The sequence below is a fragment of the Rhodoplanes sp. SY1 genome (genome assembly GCF_046000175.1).
GTDB lineage: Bacteria > Pseudomonadota > Alphaproteobacteria > Rhizobiales > Xanthobacteraceae > Rhodoplanes.
In genome coordinates this window covers 18,038-33,368 of the sequence record NZ_JBEOMB010000049.1, presented here as the reverse complement: position 1 = coordinate 33,368, position 15,331 = coordinate 18,038, and the positions used below count along the sequence as shown (strand labels likewise).

Sequence of the window (15,331 nt, the reverse complement as noted above, 5' to 3'; positions counted from 1 at the left end):
TTCCATGTCGTGATGCAGCACTCGGCGGCCTGGACCGGGAGGCCTGCGGCGGCGATGGCCGGACCGGGGCTGCGATGCTGCGTTGCACCAGCGGCCGCAACGCCGGACCTTGTGCGTTTCGGTGGTCGTCGTCCGCGCAGCGAGAGCCTCGGATTACTCGGTCATTCCGGGGCGGCGCCATCGGGTCCGGCCTTCGGCCGGCCCGACGACAGGCTCCGCGCCGAACCCGGAATCCAGCCCGGACCGAAGAGTTCGCCGCGGGATTCCGGGTTCGCGCCTTCGGCGCGCCCCGGAATGACGAAATCTGAAATCCCCACTCGCAGGCGCACGAAGCATCACATCGCGGCGGCGCGGATCAGCAGGGTCGTGCCGGAGGCGATCAGGACCAGATAGAGGAGCTTCAGGAACTGATCACGCGAGAGGCGCAGCGTGACGTGATGGCCGAGCCAGGTGCCGAGCAGCATGCCGGGCACCATCAACAGCGCGAGAACGACGAGCTTGCCGTCCGAATAGACGCCGGCGAGCGCGAAGATGATGGCGCGCGTCATCGTCGAGAGGCCGATCAGCGCGCTCTGGGTGGCCCGGATCGCATCCTTGTCGGCGAGCCGTCGCCCCAGATACATCGCGTAGATGAAGCCACCGCTGCCGAACATCGCGCTCGCGATCCCGCCGATGCCGCCGAACGGCAGCACCCAGGCGCGCGACAGTCGCCCCTCGGGCGGGCGGGCGACCAGTGCATAAACGGCGTAGGCGACGACGAAGACGCCGAGCACCAGCATCATCGGCCGGGGCGGCAGGATCAGCAGGAGCCAGGCGCCGACCAGGCTGCCGATCACCATCAGCGGCACCAGCCTGACCAGCTCGTCTTTCGCCACCTTGTCGCCGATGCGCAGGCTGTTGGCGATCGCCGCCCCGCAGTCGAGCAGCGCCAGCATCGGCACGATGGCGGAGACCGGCATGGCGTGGGCGAGCACGGGCGCGGCGATCAAGGCGGTGCCGAACCCGGCGATGCCGAAGATCACATAGGCGACCGCGAGTGTCGGCAACGCGACTGCGATCTGATCGAGCGACGGCAGCGCGTCGAAACCCATCATCGGTCACCGGAAAGGCGTGGCGGAGGGAGCACACCTCTGCCACGACGGCCGCTCCGGCGCAATCGGGGCCGGCCCGCCGCCGATCGGCCAAGTCTCTGGAGCGTCGAGAGAAGATGGCGTGTGCCGGAGGCCCCTGGTGGCACTGTCGACCGGTCGTTCCACGCGGTCCGGGACTGCCCGCCGCGCTATTGACGCGGCCCGGACCGGTCCCTATCGTCCGCGCGCCGTCGCCCGAGGGTGTGCGTCGAGCATCGTTTCCCCGAGTCGGACCGTTCCATGCCGCTGAACGATCTCGTCGCGCCGCAAGCGGTCATTCCGGCGCTCAAGGTCAACAACAAGAAGCAAGCCCTGCAGGAGCTCGCCGAACGTGCCGCCGAACTGACCGGCCGCACGGAACGCGAGATCCTCGAGGTGCTCATGCAGCGCGAGCGGCTGGGCTCGACCGCGATCGGCAACGGCATCGCGATCCCGCACGGCAAGCTGCCGCGGCTCGACAAGCTGTTCGGCCTGTTCGCGCGGCTCGACCGGCCGATCGATTTCGAGGCGCTGGACGGCCAGCCCGTCGACCTCGTGTTCCTGCTGCTCGCGCCCGAGAGCGCCGGCGCCGATCACCTCAAGGCGCTGGCCCGCATCGCGCGCATGCTGCGCGAGCCGGAGATCACCCGCATGCTGCGTGATTCGCAGGATCGCGAGGCGCTCTACGCCGTGCTCGCCATGCCGCCGCCGGTGAGCTGAGCCGGCGAGCCTTCGCCGTGTCCCCAAACGACAATGCCCGGCACGACGGCCGGGCATTGCTGATTCTGGTCGGCACGAATGGCGGGCCGCGGGCGCGCCGCCGTCGACTTCGGTGCAGCTCAGTGCACGCTCATCGCCTCGAGCTCGTGGCTCCAGGCGTTGGCGACCGCCGCCTCGCGGCTGTCGGTGATCATGATCGGCGTGCCGTCCGCGGCGTGCAGCGCGAACAGGCGCAGGCCGGGCGCGACCTGCGGCGCCTGCGGAAACAGCGCCGGCAGATCCTCCGAGCGAATCGCCTTCACATAGGCGATGCGGCCGTCGCCGAGATGCGCCAGCGCCTCCGCCGAGATGGCCTCGGCTCGGTCGGCCTCGTGGCGATCGGTATTGCGGGGATCGGTGTCGTTGTTCATGGCCCTCGACTCCTTGTGTTCTGGCTTTGCCGAGTCCTGTGCGTGACCGTCAGTGACGTGACCGTCAGCAGCGTGCCGTCAGTCCGTCTGCCTGATGGCGATCGATCGCACGACGCGCGCCGGTTCCGGACGCGCCAGATCGATCGACAAGAGGCCGTTGCTGAGGTCGGCCCCCAATACCTCCATCCCGTCGGCCAGCAGAAAGGTCCGCTGGAACTGACGCGCGGCGATGCCGCGATGCAGATACTGGCGTGTCTTGTCCTCCTGCTGCCGGCCCCGGATGAGGAGCTGGCTTTCCTCGACCGTGACGTCGAGCTGCTCGCGGGTGAACCCGGCGACGGCGAGCGTGATGCGCAGCCGTTCCGGCTGGCCGTCGGCGCAGGCGATCCGCTCGATGTTGTACGGCGGATAGCCGTCCGCGGCCTTGGACACCCGGTCGAGAGCCCGCTCGATCTCGTCGAAGCCGAGCAGAAACGGGCTGGAGAGCGAAGACACACGCGACATGGTCTCAAAGTCCTGTGCAGCGACTTTGGGGAGAGGCCCTTGCGGCGCCCCGTCCGGTCCCGTCAGCCGCTTGGGCCTGCCGGGTCCGGACACCCCAGAATATGGGCAGACCTTTTAAGCGTTCAAGAACGGCGACGCTGCAACTGCGAAGGCTGTGCGTTTCGCATCATTCGTCATCCCGGGGCGCGGACCGCCGGTCCGCGAGCCCGGGATCCATACCCACGGTCTCGACGGCTCACGAAAGACAGGGGTTGGATCCCGGGCTCGGCGCTTTCGCGCCGCCTCGGGACGACCGAGCAATTCTACGAAGCCCTCTAGGGGGGCCTGCGGCGCAATCCAGCCGCTCCGCCGCGCCCCCTGCCGCGTCGCTGCGCGACGGCGTAGAGGGGAGGACGGCCACACGGGAGGACGACGATGCGGATCGCGGTGATGGGCTCGGGCGGGCTCGGGGGCTTCTTTGGCGGGCGGCTCGCCCGCGGCGGGGCGGACGTCGTCTTCGTTGCCCGCGGGGCGCATCTCGACGCGCTACGCACCTCCGGGCTGACCATCGAGAGCCCCGAAGACCCGTTCACGCTCACCTCCGTCCAGGCGACCGACGACCCGGCCGCGATCGGCCCGGTCGATCTGGTCCTGTTCACGGTCAAGCTGTGGGACACCGAGGCGGCGGGGCGCGCCATCGCCCCGATCGTCGGGCCGGGGACCGCCGTGGTGTCGCTGCAGAACGGCGTCCAGAAGGACGACATGCTGCGGCCGATCGTCGGGGACGCCGCCCTGATGGGGGCGATCGCCCAGATCTCGACGACCATCGCGCGGCCCGGCGTGATCGCCCAGACCGGCACCATGCAGCGGCTCGTCTTCGGCGAGTTCGACGGCACCCGCTCGAAACGTGCCGAGCGGTTCCTCGCCGCGTGCCTCGCCGGCGGCATCAAGGCCGAGGTCTCGACCGACATCACCCGGGAGATCTGGCAGAAATTCGTGTTCCTGGTCGGGCTTTCGGCGCTCACCTGCGCGACCCGCTGCTCGATCGGGCCGGTGCGCGAGAACCCCGCGACCCGGGCGATGCTGCTCGGGGTGATGCAGGAGGTGGTGGCGGTCGCCCGCGCCCGCGGCGTCGCCGTGCCGGAGGATTTCGCGGCCGACCGCCTCGCCTTCATCGACACGCTGCCGGCCGGGATGGTCGCCTCGATGTTCAACGACCTCGCCGCCGGCCGCAGGCTCGAGCTGCCGTGGCTGTCCGGCGGGGTGGTCGACCTCGGGGCCGCGGCCGGGGTGCCGACCCCGCTCAACCAGGCTGTGCGGGACGTGCTGATTCTCCATGCGGACGGACGCCCGGGCTGAGGCGTCCCGCGGGGTTAGGGCCGGCCGCGGCCGCCCTGCCGGCAGACGTCGAAATCGCCGCCGCAACGTGCGGTAGCACGATGCCGCCGTCTGATTTCTGCTTCAATCCTGTGGTGCGAAAACCCCGGTTCGTATTTTGGTTCTTTCCGGGGAGGTGGACACCTTGCGCGCCCGCACCGCAATTTTCGCCGCGCTGCTCGCCCTCGTGGCGGTCGGCGGTCCGGCGACCGCCCAGACCGGCCGGTTCGGCTCGGTCGAGACCATGAAGATCGACGACCAGCCCGGCTTCGTGCCGGAGGACGAGCGCCTCCCGGTGTCGCTGCAGCGCCAGCTCGTGTTCTTCCGCACCACCGAGGCGCCCGGCACCATCATCGTGCACACCTCGGAGCGCTTCCTCTACGTCGTCCAGGGCAACAACCGGGCGCTGCGCTACGGCATCGGGGTCGGCCGCGACGGCTTCCAGTGGCAGGGCCTCAAGACGATCGTGCGCAAGGCCGAGTGGCCGGACTGGACGCCGCCGCCCGAGATGATCGAGCGCCAGCCCTATCTGCCGCGCTTCATGGCCGGCGGCCCCGGCAACCCGATGGGGGCGCGTGCCCTCTACATCGGCGGCACCGTCTATCGCATCCACGGCACCAACCAGCCGCAGACCATCGGCCACGCCGTGTCGTCGGGCTGCTTCCGCCTCGTCAATTCCGACATCGAGGACCTCTACGCGCGCATCCCGGTCGGCACCCGGGTGGTCGTCCGCCAGGCCCCGGAGCTCTGATCCATGACCCTCTCGACTCAACGCGCCGCCGCGGCGGCGACGATCGCGCTCGCCCTCGCGGCCGCCTGCTTCTCCGCCGGTGACGCACAGGCCCAGACCCTGAAGGCCGTCACGGACCGCGGAACCCTCGTCTGCGGCGTCAGCGAGGGCCTCGCCGGCTTCTCGTTGAAGGACGACAAGGGCCGCTGGACCGGCTTCGACGTCGACTTCTGCCGGGCGCTCGCCGCGGCGATCTTCGACGATCCTGAGAAGGTCCGCTTCGTGCCGCTCGACGCCGACAAGCGCTTCGCCGCCCTCAAGGCGGGCGACATCGACGTGCTGTCGCGCAACTCGACCTGGACGCTCGCCCGCGAGGCGCAGCTCGGCCTCGTGTTCCCGGCGACGACCTACTACGACGGCCAAGGCTTCATGCTGCGCAACAGCGTCGGCGCGCAGTCGCCGCTCGACTTCAAGGACGTGAAGGTCTGCGTGCGCGAGGGCACCACCAACCTGCGCAACGCCGCCGATTATTTCGCCGCCAACGACGTCAAGGCGACGCTGGTGCCGATCGCCGACGCCCGCGGCGTCGTCAAGGCCTATGACGAGGGCCGCTGCGAGGTGATCACCAGCGACGTCTCGCAGCTCCATGCCGAGCGGGCCGGCCTGAAGACGCCGACCGATCACGCCATCCTGCCCGACGTGATCTCCAAGGAGCCGCTCGGCCCGGCGGTGCGCCAGGGCGACGACCAGTGGGCGCGCGTCGTGAAGTGGATCCACTTCGCCATGCTGAACGCCGAGGAGGCGGGCGTCACGGCGCAGACGCTCGACCGCGCCAAGACCTCGGAGAAGCCCGAGATCCGCCGGCTGGTCGGCAACGACGGCGATCTCGGCGGCGCGCTCGGCCTCGGCAAGGACTGGGTGGTGCGCATCGTGCGGCATGTCGGCACCTACGGCGAGGTGTTCGAGCGCAATGTCGGCGTCAAGACGCCGCTCGGCATCCCGCGCGGCCTCAATCATCTGTGGAGCTCGGGCGGGATTCAGTACGCCCCGCCGCTGCAGTAACCCGGCGGTAACGTTTTCGGCCGACGACACCGTCGCGTTCAGCGGGCCCGGATCACGGGCTCGCCCTGCTCTCGCCGCGATCGGGGATCAGGGAAGGGACGGGGAACGGCCGGGCGCCAGCGAGCGCCGCGGCGGCACGCGGGACACGATGACGATGGAGACGAACAGAACGGCGCCGACGCGCCGGGCGTTTCTGCTCGCGTCGGGTGCGGCAGGCGCCGCGCTGGCGCTCGCCGGCTGTGCCAGCGTCGGCGCCGACGCGCCGGTCTACGACGCCTCGGCGCTCGCGACGCAGCCGAGCCTGATGGTCGCCACCAATCGCCGCGCCGCCAACGGCGCCCAGGCGTCGCCCTGGTTCGGCGCGGAGCGCGGGCCGCTCACCATCGCCAAGGCGCGCCTGCAGCCGCCCGACAGCAGCCGCTTCTCGCTCGCCGCCGTCGGCCTGTCGGACTGGAAGCTCCTCGGCATCGATCGGGTCGGTCAGGTCGACGATCTCTTCCGCGGCGTGCCCACCGGGCGCGATCTCCTCCTCTACGTCCACGGCTACAACACCACCTTCGAGACCGCGGCGCTCGACGCCGTGAAGCTCTCCGACGGCGTGTCGTTCCGCGGCGCCAGCATGCTGTTCTCGTGGCCGTCGCGGGCCAAGCTGCTCGACTACGGCTACGACCGCGAGAGCGTGATGTGGTCGCGCGACTCGCTCGACCGCGTGCTGGACCAGCTCGTCGTCAGCCCGACGGTCGGCCGCATCAACATCGTGGCGCACTCGATCGGCACCATGCTGACCCTGGAGGCGCTGCGCCAGGTCCATGCGCGGCGCGGCGACGATCTCGTCAATCGCATCGGCGCGATCGTGTTCGCCTCGCCCGACATCGACATGGACGTGTTCGTCTCCTCGGTCGGCCGGATCGGCCGGCTCGCCGACAAGATCACCGTGGTGACGGCGACCAACGACCGCGCCCTCGCGGTGTCGCGGATCATCGCCGGCGGCGTCACCCGGGTCGGTGCCGCCGAGAAGGCGCAGCTCGAGGGCGTCGGCATCCGGGTCATCGACGCCTCGACGAGCGGCTTCGGCGTGATCAATCACGACCTGTTCCTCTCCAACGAGCAGATCCGCGGCGTCATCCGGCGCGCCATCGAGGAGGGAACCTGGGGCAGCACGCCGGCCGGCAGCCTGCCGGTGTCGGGCGGGCCGGTTTCTGCCGGGCCGGTGTCCGGCGGCGGGTATGGTGGCGCCGGGTATGCCGAGCCGCCCCGGCCGCCCGCGGCGTCGCTGCAGCCCTACTGATCACATCAGGTCCGGACCGAGCTGATCACGACGCGCGTCGGCGGTCCGGCGCGTCCGTGATCGGTATCGTCGCGCGATCACGAGGGGGCCGGGCCGCCTTCGCCGGTCGCATCGTGCCTCGATGGCCGTCGCCCCGTCGGCCGCTCGACTCTCCGCCGTCGCGACACGCGCGGCGGCGTCGACCGGAGATCGAACCGATGTGCGGAACGCCTCTCTCCCGCTCGGATTGACCTGTCGGCGAGGCCATGCCCGCCGTCATCCGATACGATCGCGTCGACGCGCGCAGACGAGGAGAACGGCTTTGTTCCTGCATCAGCGCAAGCTGCAATACAACGCCCGGCCGGATGCGCCGGACCCGATCTTCGCCAAGATGCTGCAGGAGCCGCTCGGCGGGCAGTGGGGCGAGATCAGCGTGATGATGACCTATCTGTTCCAGGGCTGGAACTGTCGCGGCCCCGCCAAGTACCGCGACATGATCATCGACATCGCCACCGAGGAGATCGGCCATGTCGAGATGCTCGCCACCATGATCGCGCGGCTGCTCGAGACCTCGCCGGTCGAGGCGCAGGAGGACATGGCGAAGAACTCGCTGGTCGGCGCCGTGATGGGGGGTGCGCGCGTCGAGGACGCGATCGTCGCCGGCATGAACCCGCAGCACGTCATCGTGTCGGGCTCCGGCTCGCGGCCGACCGACTCGATCGGCAATCCGTGGACCTCGGCCTATACGATCGCCAGCGGCAACCTGCTCGCCGACTTCCGCTTCAACGTCACGGCCGAGAGTCAGGGCCGGCTGCAGGTCTGCCGCCTCTACAACATGACCGAGGACAAGGGCGTGCGCGACATGCTCTCGTTCCTGATCGCGCGCGACACCATGCACCAGAACCAGTGGCTCGCCGCCATCGCCGAGCTGGAGGCCGAAGGCTTCGACGAGACGCCGGTGCCGGCGAAGTTCCCGCAGGAGCTGGAGAAGAGCGACGTCGCCTACCAGTTCATCAACGCCTCCGACAGCGGCGAGAGCAGCAAGGGCCGCTGGGCCAAGGGCGCCTCGGTGGACGGCAAGGGCCAGTTCTCGTTCACCAAGATCAAGCCGCTGACCGAGGACGACGGCCGGCTCGGCCAGGTCGATCCCCGCACCTATGGCACCCCGGCGACGCCGGTCCCGTCCAAGGCGGCCGAGTAGCCTCCGACTCGGACGCCCGGCGGGGGACCAGTTTCCGACCGGTCCCCCGCCGCCGCATTCGATGCATCCGACCAGCATTTCCGACGGCTCGTCGCGCGAGAAGCTATCGATATTGTCGAGCCTAAAAGCGGCCGTTATGGTTCCGTGCCGGCCCGTGATACCGCGTCCCGCGGCGGGCTTTTCGCATGGAACTCCGCATGGCACGACCCGTCCGGGCCGCGATCCTTCCCTTCGTCGCCGTTCTGCTCATCCTCGCCGTGGTTCTGCAGGGCGGAACGGCCGCACGTGCCGCCGCCGAGGCGCGCACCGCGCTGATCGTCGGCAACGCCGCCTACGGCTTCGCCCCGCTCACGAACCCGGTCAACGACGCGACCGACATGGCCGCGGCGCTGCGCCAGTCCGGCTTCGACGTGACGCTCGCCACCAATGCCGACCAGCCCGCGCTGCAGGCGGCGGTCAAGCGCTTCACCGACACGCTGAAGGCGCGCGGCGGCGTCGGCCTGTTCTTCTTCGCCGGGCACGGCATCCAGGTCGGCGGCGAGAACTACATCGTGCCGGTCATGAGCAAGGCGCCGACCCCGGAGGAGCTGCGCGCCGCCTCGGTTCCCGCCTCCGACGTGGTCGATGCCATGACGGCCGCCGGCAACACGCTCAACATCGTGGTGCTCGACGCCTGCCGCGACAACCCGCTGCCCGGCACCGGCACCAAGGGCCTGTCGCGGATCGACAGCGGCGCCCGCCTGTTCGTCTCCTTCTCGACCTCGCCCGGCGCCGTGGCGCTCGACGGCGAGGGCCGCAACAGCCCCTACACCAAGCACCTCGCCCGCGCCCTGCTGACCCCCGGCCTCAATCTCGAGGACACGTTCAAGCGCACCCTCAAGGGCGTCTATCAGGAGACGGCGGGCAAGCAGACGCCCTGGCTGTCGTCGTCCTTCTTCGGCGACTTCGTCTTTCGCGAAGCGGCCCTCGCTCCCGGCGGGGCGGTCCCGCCGCCGTCGCCGCCCCCGGCCGTGGGACCCGCCCCGGCGCCGCCGCCGGTCGCAGCGCCGCGCGAGCCGCGCCCGACGCAGGCGACCATCGCGCCGCAGCTCGCCGGCATCTACCGGGCCGACGGACGCAACCCCGACGGCAGCCGCTACAAGGGCATGGTGGCGCTGCAGCCGACTGCCGACGGGATGCGCTTCACCTGGTGGATCGGCCGCCAGATCTTCCGCGGGAGCGGCGAGTTCGCCGGCCGCATGCTGGTGGTGAACTGGGGCGACACGCACCCGGTCGTCTACAGCTTCGGGGCGGGCGCCGGCGCCGTGCTGGACGGCGAATGGGCCGACGGCACCGCGACCGAGCGGCTCGTCCCCTTCGCGCTCGCCGCGCCCGGCCGCGCCACGCCGCAGGAGGGCCGTTACCGGGTCGCCGGCCGCAATGCCGACGGCAGCCGTTACTCGGGCACGCTTACCCTACGCCGCGACGGCGACCGCTACCGGCTGAACTGGAAGGTCGGATCGAGCTATCAGGGCACCGGCCGGCTCGACGGCAACATCCTCACCGTCGACTGGGGCGCCGCGACCCCGGTCGTCTACGCGCTCGGCAGCGACGGCCGCCTCACCGGCCTGTGGGAAGCCGGCCGCGGCGAGGAAGTCCTCACGCCGGAGTGATTTTTTAGCGCGCGTGACGCGTGTGGCTGGTGATGATTGGCCGCCGACGCCGAGTTCGTGGCCACCCCCCTCCCTGTCCCTCCCCCACAAGGGGGGAGGGAACGCAGGAGCCGCGGCGTCTCTGCGCTGCACATTGCGCGTGCTCGTTTGTCGTTTCGGAGTTTGATTCGGGCCGCAGCCTGCTCCCTCCCCCTTGTGGGGGAGGGCTGGGGAGGGGGGTGGCCCGGAACTCCCCGTCTGTCGTCTGCGGGGCCTGCCGCCATGCCGCCATCGATTGTGTGCTATCGCAGCGGCGTCGCAGCGCCCCCGGAGACCCCATTGTTCCGCAATCCCGATATCAACCGGCTGGCCGTGCATGCCGGGCTGCGCCAGCTCGCCTGGGGGCTCGCCGGCATCTTCTTCTTCGCCGTGCTGCTGCGCGCCGGGCTGTCGCCGGCCGGGGCGTTCCTGGCGCTCGGCGCCATGCTGGGGCTGCGGCTGGTCACCCGACCGGCCGCCTTCGCGCTGATCCGCGGCGCCGGCCTGCGCACCGCCATGCTGGTCGGCTGCGTCCTGTTCGCCGGCCAGTTCCCGGTGCTGGCGCTGGTCGATGCCGGCCGGCCGTGGACCATCGCGGCCTATGTGCTCGCCGTCGCGATCGCCGACGTCGTCTACTGGACCTGCTACCACGCCGTGTTCGCGGCCGCCGGCGACGTCGGCGAGCGCGGCGCCCAGATCGGGGTGCGCACCGTCGTGATGGTCCTGGCCGACACGGTGGCGCCGGTCGTCGGCGGCCTCCTCCTGACCTGGCACGGCTGGGCCGCCTTCGCGGCCGCGACCGTGGTCGCGCTGATCGCCATCGTGCCGTTCCGCGGCGTGAGCGTGCCCGACGTCGTGATCGCCGAGGATCACGGCCCGGCGCCGTTCCGCGACGGCGTGCGGCTGTTCGCCACCGACGGCTTCCTGATGTGCGGCTTCGCCGTCACCTGGGGCCTGATCATGTTCGAGACGTTCGACCGCCGCTTCGACGCCTTCGGCGGTCTCCTGGGGGCGGCGGCGCTCGCAGGCGCCGTCGGCGGCCTGGTGCTCGGTCGCCTGATCGACGCCGGCCATGCGGCCCGGGCCGTGTGGCTGAACCTCGCCGCCATGACGGCCGTGGTGCTGCTGCGCGTCGCGCTGGCGGACACGCCGACCGGCGTCGTCGTCGCCGCGCTGGCCTCGACGGCGCTGTTCGGCCTCTACGTCCCGACCCTGATGACGGCCGTCTACAACGCCGCCAAGACCTCCCCCTGCGCGGTGCGGTTCCACTACCGGGCGGAGGCCGGCTGGGATGTCGGTGGCATCGCGGCCTGCCTCGCCACTGCGGCGGCGCTCGCGGCTGGCGTGCCGGCGCGCCTGCTGCTGCTCGCCGCCCTGCCGGCGCTGGTCGTCCAGGCGATTCTGCTGCACCGGCGCTATTTGGCCGCGACACCGGACGCGCCGACCGGCGCCGCGCTGGCCGGTCGAATCGATTGACGGAGCCGATGCGTCGCGCTCAGGCGGCGCGGCGCGACCAGTGGCCGACCGGGCCGTGATCGTGCGGGTCGTGCCGGGCGAGCAGCAGCCGGGCCGCCGCGACGATCCCACCGACCAGCAGGATGCCGGCGGCGATCAGGGCGCCTTGCGCGATCGTCGCGGCCGAGAACCGGTCGGGATCCTTGATCACCATGAAGACGAAATGGGTGAAGCGCGCGATCAGGAACAGCGCTCCGATGCTGCCGACGAACACGATCAGGCCGCTGACGAGTCCGGGCCTTCGATCCGCGTCCATGCCGAACCTCCAGTCTTCCAACCTCCGGGATCGACCAGGGCGCGCCGGGGCGACCCGAGGACGATCACGATGCTAGGCGCCGTGACCGGCGGCGCCATCCGGTATTTCCGGGAGGAGCACGGGGCTTTTCGAACCGGTGGCATGCCACCGTGAGCCTGCGCCATAATGGGCCGTGATCGAGCGGCGGCCTTGAGGAGACAGCCCATGCACGCGCCCGGATTCTTGGACGGCTTCGACCGGCTGGTCGCCTTCGATGCGGAGACCACCGGGAAGCGGACCCCGGACGTCGGCTTCATCCGCAAGCAGCCGTCCGGCTGGCGGGCGCCCGGTCTCGTCATCGAGGTCGGCTTCGTCGAGCTCGTCCGCGAGGGTGACGGCTGGCGCAAGGGCGAGAGCTTCCGCACGCTGGTCAATCCCGACGCGCCGATCGAGCCCGCCGCCATCAAGGTGCACGGCATCAAGCCGAGCGATCTGAAGACCGCGCCGCGCTTCCCGGCGATCCTCGACCGGGTGCGCGACATCATCGGCACGGCGCCGATCGTCGCCCACGCGGCCGAGAACGAGCGCAGCTTCCTCGATTACGAGTTCGCCCGCGCCAAGGCGATCGCCTGGGGCGAGAGCGCCTACCCGCAGTCGCGCTATGTCTGCACCCAGCGGCTCTATGCGCAGCTGTTTCCGGGCGCCTCGACATCGCTCACCGCGGTGTGCGACCGCCTCGCTCTCGACGCCAGCGCCCGCGACGACCGTCACGGCGCGCTGCTCGACGCCGACATGACGGCGGACGCGCTCCTGCTGCTCGACACGATGCTGAGGACCGGCGGCACCGCGGCGCCGCGCACCTGGACGTTCGGCGGCTGACGCCGCGATTGGACCTTCGGCCATGGGCAGACGTGATGCCCGCTCGTCCCCGCGACCGCGGGGACCCAGGGCCGCACGTCGTGGCGCCGTGGACTCCCGCTTCCGCGGGAGTGAGCGGAGTGTGGGGCGACGTCGGCGGAAACCGATCGAGGGGCGCAGATGAGACTGCTGGTTCGGCTGGTGCAGCGTCTGCTGGTCGCCCTGATCGGCGTCGTCACCGTGTGGCTGATCGTCTTCGTGGTGTTCGACACGGCCGACCAGCGGCTGCCCTGGATCGTCGCCGTCGCCGTCACCTACGGGCTCGCCGCCTACGTGATCCTGCCGCGGGCGGTGCGCGGCGGCCTGCGCATCCTGCGCCGCACCAGCATCCCGAGCTTCACCATGACGGTCGACGGGCTGCCCGGCGATCCGGTGAATCTGGTGCTGGTCGGCACGAAGGCGCAGCTGCGCGCCGCCTTCGCGGCCGCCGGGTGGGCGGAGGCCGATCCGCTGTCGCTCGCCTCATCGTGGCGGATGGTGCGGGCCTTCGTCCTGAACCGCCCCTATCCGACGGCGCCGTTCAGCACGCTGCATCTGTTCGGACGCGGCCAGGACATCGGCTTCCAGAAGCCGATCGGCGACAGCCCGCGCCAACGCCATCACGTCCGTTTCTGGGCGCTCGGGCTCGACCGCGCCGACGTGTCGCCGACCTCACCCGAGTTTTGGCTCGGCACGCCGCCGCCGCCCGAGGGCGACACGGTGCTGTGGGTCGGCGCCGCGACCCGTGACACCGGCCTGTCCTTCACCCGGCTGACCTTCCAGGTCACCCACGCGACCGACGACGACACCAATGCCGAGCGCGACCTGATCGTCGCCGAGCTCAGCGAGCGCCGCGTCATCGAGGACCCGACCTTCGTGCGCGCCGGCGAGACCGTACCGGCCCGCCGCGTCAACCACTACAAGGCCGACGGCGAGATCACGGTGGCACGGCTGGAGTGAGTGCCGCGCGCCGGGCAGGGCGCCTCCGGGATATGATGCGGCTCCCCCCGGGTACCGAGGCCGCGTGCCCCGGACAAGGCGCGGCAGGCCAAGGCCTGACGCGCCGCAGAGCCGGGGCCCAGGGGCGCCAGGGCAGGCGCTTCGTCGGGTGGCCCCTGGGTCCCGGTTCGCGGCGCGTCGCGCCGCGCCCGGGACACGAGACCTTCTTCGGGGCAACGCAGCAGCTCCCGCCTTGCGGTGTCCTAACCCCGCCCCATCCGTGTCCTCACCTCGCCCCGGACGCCGTGGTGTTCTGGGCGGCGAAGTCGCGCAGCACGGCGTTGCCGCGGGCCGTGGCGGCCTTGAGGGCGGCGGCCGGCGTCTTGGCGCCGGCGAGCGCCTGCTCGACCTCCTCCTCGATGATGTCGCGGATCACCACATAGGAGCCGAGCCGCAGGCCCTTGCGGCCCGCCGCCGGCGCCGCGAGGCCGATCTGCCTGATGGCGATGTCGGCGCCCGGGTTCTTCTCGTAGAAGCCGCTCTTGCGGCTCGCCTCCCAAGCCGCGCGGGTGATCGGCAGATAGCCGGTCGTCTGGTGCCAGCGCGCCTGCACGGCCGGCTGCGACAGGTAGGCGAAGAACCTCGCGACGCCCGCATATTCGGCGTCGCTCTTGCCGCGCAGCACCCACAGGCTGCCGCCGCCGAGCAGCGGCGGATGCGGCGCGCCGCGCACGTCTGGCCAGTAGGGCAGGGGACCGAAGCCGACCTTGAAGGTGGCGTTGTTGAGCATCTCGGCGCGCGACGCCGACGAGCCGAGGAAGATCGCGCAGTCGCGGCCGAGGAACTTCTCCTCGGCCCGCGTGGCACGCCCGCCATAGACGTAGATCCCCGCCTTCTGCCAGGCGACCAGCGCCTCGAGGTGGCGCAGCATCGTCGGATTGTCGATCGCGAGCGTCGCGTCGAGCCCTTCGAAGCCGTTGCCGCGGCTGGCGAGCGGCAGGCCGTGCACGGCGGAGAAATTCTCGACATTGATCCAGGACGGCCAGTCGGTGGTGAAGCCGCAGGACTGCCCGGCGGCGCGCAGCTTTTTCGCCGCCGCCTCGACCTCCGGCCAGGTCGTCGGCGGCTTCTCCGGATCGAGCCCGGCCGCCTGGAACTTGTCCTTGTTGTAGAAGAGGATCGGCACCGACGAGTTGAACGGGAAGGAGAGCATCTGGCCGCTGCCGTCGGTGTAGTAGGCCGCGACGGCCGGGATGTAGGCCGACGGATCGAACGACGCCTTCTCCTGGCGCATCAGCTCGTGGACGGCGACGATCGCGTCGCGCCGCGTCATCATGGTCGCGGTGCCGACCTCGGCGATCTGCACGATCGCCGGCTGCTCGCCGATCCGCGTGGCGAACATCGCCGCCATCATGGTCTGGGTGTAGAGGCCCTTGAACACCGGCACGATCCGGTGCTCCGACTGCTGCTCGTTGAAGCCGGCGACGAGATCCTCCAGCGGATAGGCGAGCTCGCCCGGCATGCCGTGCCAGAGCTGGATTTCGGCCGCCGCGGCCGGCCGTCCCGCCGTCAGGGCGACGGCGAGCAGCAGGCCGGCCATCAGGCTTCTGCCGATCGACATCCGGGCGATGACCATCCGAATGGGCGTCAGGCGCACTGCACGTCCTCCCTGGCGCGGCCGCCCGCGCGGCCGGTGGCCGCCCCCCGTGGCGGCGC

At 71.0% G+C, this 15,331-nt stretch carries 15 protein-coding genes; 10 read left to right on the top strand and 5 right to left on the bottom strand.

Translation table 11 applies throughout. The annotated features are described in order from the left end of the window. Window positions 1-335 precede the first annotated feature (335 nt). The gene (locus tag ABTU92_RS14310; protein WP_408091708.1) at window positions 336-1,094 is read right to left on the bottom strand and encodes a sulfite exporter TauE/SafE family protein; all 759 of its coding nucleotides are present in this window, start codon (window positions 1,092-1,094) and stop codon (window positions 336-338) included. Between the two features lie 276 nt (window positions 1,095-1,370). Here ABTU92_RS14310 and ptsN point away from each other — a divergent pair, with 276 nt between their 5' ends. Next, window positions 1,371-1,829, top strand: a complete 459-nt coding sequence (gene ptsN / locus ABTU92_RS14305; RefSeq protein ID WP_111360341.1) for a PTS IIA-like nitrogen regulatory protein PtsN — start codon at window positions 1,371-1,373, stop codon at window positions 1,827-1,829. Window positions 1,830-1,948: 119 nt separating this feature from the next. On the opposite strand, the gene ABTU92_RS14300 is transcribed toward ptsN, so the two are convergent. Next, window positions 1,949-2,239 carry a DUF1150 family protein gene (locus ABTU92_RS14300; RefSeq protein WP_408091706.1) on the bottom strand — a complete coding sequence of 97 codons (291 nt, stop codon included), beginning with the start codon at window positions 2,237-2,239 and terminating at the stop codon, window positions 1,949-1,951. 78 nt (window positions 2,240-2,317) lie between these two features. Beyond that, on the bottom strand, window positions 2,318-2,743 hold the full coding sequence (locus tag ABTU92_RS14295) for an Hsp20 family protein (RefSeq protein WP_111360345.1): 426 nt from the start codon (window positions 2,741-2,743) through the stop codon (window positions 2,318-2,320). A 414-nt stretch (window positions 2,744-3,157) separates the two neighbouring features. Here ABTU92_RS14295 and ABTU92_RS14290 point away from each other — a divergent pair, with 414 nt between their 5' ends. The 7 genes from ABTU92_RS14290 (at window position 3,158) to ABTU92_RS14260 (ending at window position 11,505) form a co-directional block, all read left to right on the top strand. Beyond that, the gene (locus tag ABTU92_RS14290; RefSeq protein WP_408091704.1) at window positions 3,158-4,081 is read left to right on the top strand and encodes a ketopantoate reductase family protein; all 924 of its coding nucleotides are present in this window, start codon (window positions 3,158-3,160) and stop codon (window positions 4,079-4,081) included. A gap of 163 nt (window positions 4,082-4,244) precedes the next feature. Further along, window positions 4,245-4,850: a L,D-transpeptidase gene (locus ABTU92_RS14285; RefSeq protein WP_408091702.1), complete on the top strand. Its 606-nt coding sequence runs from the start codon at window positions 4,245-4,247 to the stop codon at window positions 4,848-4,850. A gap of 3 nt (window positions 4,851-4,853) precedes the next feature. Next, window positions 4,854-5,891 (top strand): amino acid ABC transporter substrate-binding protein, encoded by a 1,038-nt coding sequence (locus ABTU92_RS14280; protein ID WP_408091700.1) that lies wholly within the window; start codon window positions 4,854-4,856, stop codon window positions 5,889-5,891. Window positions 5,892-6,045: 154 nt separating this feature from the next. Then, complete coding sequence (locus ABTU92_RS14275; protein ID WP_408091698.1) at window positions 6,046-7,179, top strand: alpha/beta hydrolase; 1,134 nt, start codon at window positions 6,046-6,048, stop codon at window positions 7,177-7,179. A gap of 301 nt (window positions 7,180-7,480) precedes the next feature. Further along, a complete protein-coding gene (locus ABTU92_RS14270) occupies window positions 7,481-8,359 on the top strand; it encodes a manganese catalase family protein (RefSeq protein WP_111359538.1) in 879 nt (292 codons plus the stop codon). A gap of 197 nt (window positions 8,360-8,556) precedes the next feature. After that, window positions 8,557-10,011: a caspase domain-containing protein gene (locus ABTU92_RS14265; protein WP_408091695.1), complete on the top strand. Its 1,455-nt coding sequence runs from the start codon at window positions 8,557-8,559 to the stop codon at window positions 10,009-10,011. A 318-nt stretch (window positions 10,012-10,329) separates the two neighbouring features. After that, window positions 10,330-11,505 carry an MFS transporter gene (locus tag ABTU92_RS14260; RefSeq protein WP_408091693.1) on the top strand — a complete coding sequence of 392 codons (1,176 nt, stop codon included), beginning with the start codon at window positions 10,330-10,332 and terminating at the stop codon, window positions 11,503-11,505. Between the two features lie 19 nt (window positions 11,506-11,524). Here ABTU92_RS14260 and ABTU92_RS14255 read toward each other — a convergent pair whose 3' ends face one another. Beyond that, window positions 11,525-11,800, bottom strand: a complete 276-nt coding sequence (locus ABTU92_RS14255) for a hypothetical protein (protein WP_408091691.1) — start codon at window positions 11,798-11,800, stop codon at window positions 11,525-11,527. Window positions 11,801-12,004: 204 nt separating this feature from the next. Between ABTU92_RS14255 and ABTU92_RS14250 the strand changes: the two genes are divergently transcribed. Both ABTU92_RS14250 and ABTU92_RS14245 read left to right on the top strand, forming a co-directional pair. Next, complete coding sequence (locus tag ABTU92_RS14250; protein ID WP_408091689.1) at window positions 12,005-12,658, top strand: exonuclease domain-containing protein; 654 nt, start codon at window positions 12,005-12,007, stop codon at window positions 12,656-12,658. Between the two features lie 159 nt (window positions 12,659-12,817). Then, window positions 12,818-13,636: an LssY C-terminal domain-containing protein gene (locus ABTU92_RS14245; RefSeq protein ID WP_408091687.1), complete on the top strand. Its 819-nt coding sequence runs from the start codon at window positions 12,818-12,820 to the stop codon at window positions 13,634-13,636. A gap of 265 nt (window positions 13,637-13,901) precedes the next feature. Here ABTU92_RS14245 and ugpB read toward each other — a convergent pair whose 3' ends face one another. Beyond that, window positions 13,902-15,236 (bottom strand): sn-glycerol-3-phosphate ABC transporter substrate-binding protein UgpB, encoded by a 1,335-nt coding sequence (gene ugpB, locus ABTU92_RS14240; protein WP_408091685.1) that lies wholly within the window; start codon window positions 15,234-15,236, stop codon window positions 13,902-13,904. Between the last annotated feature and the right edge of the window lie 95 nt (window positions 15,237-15,331).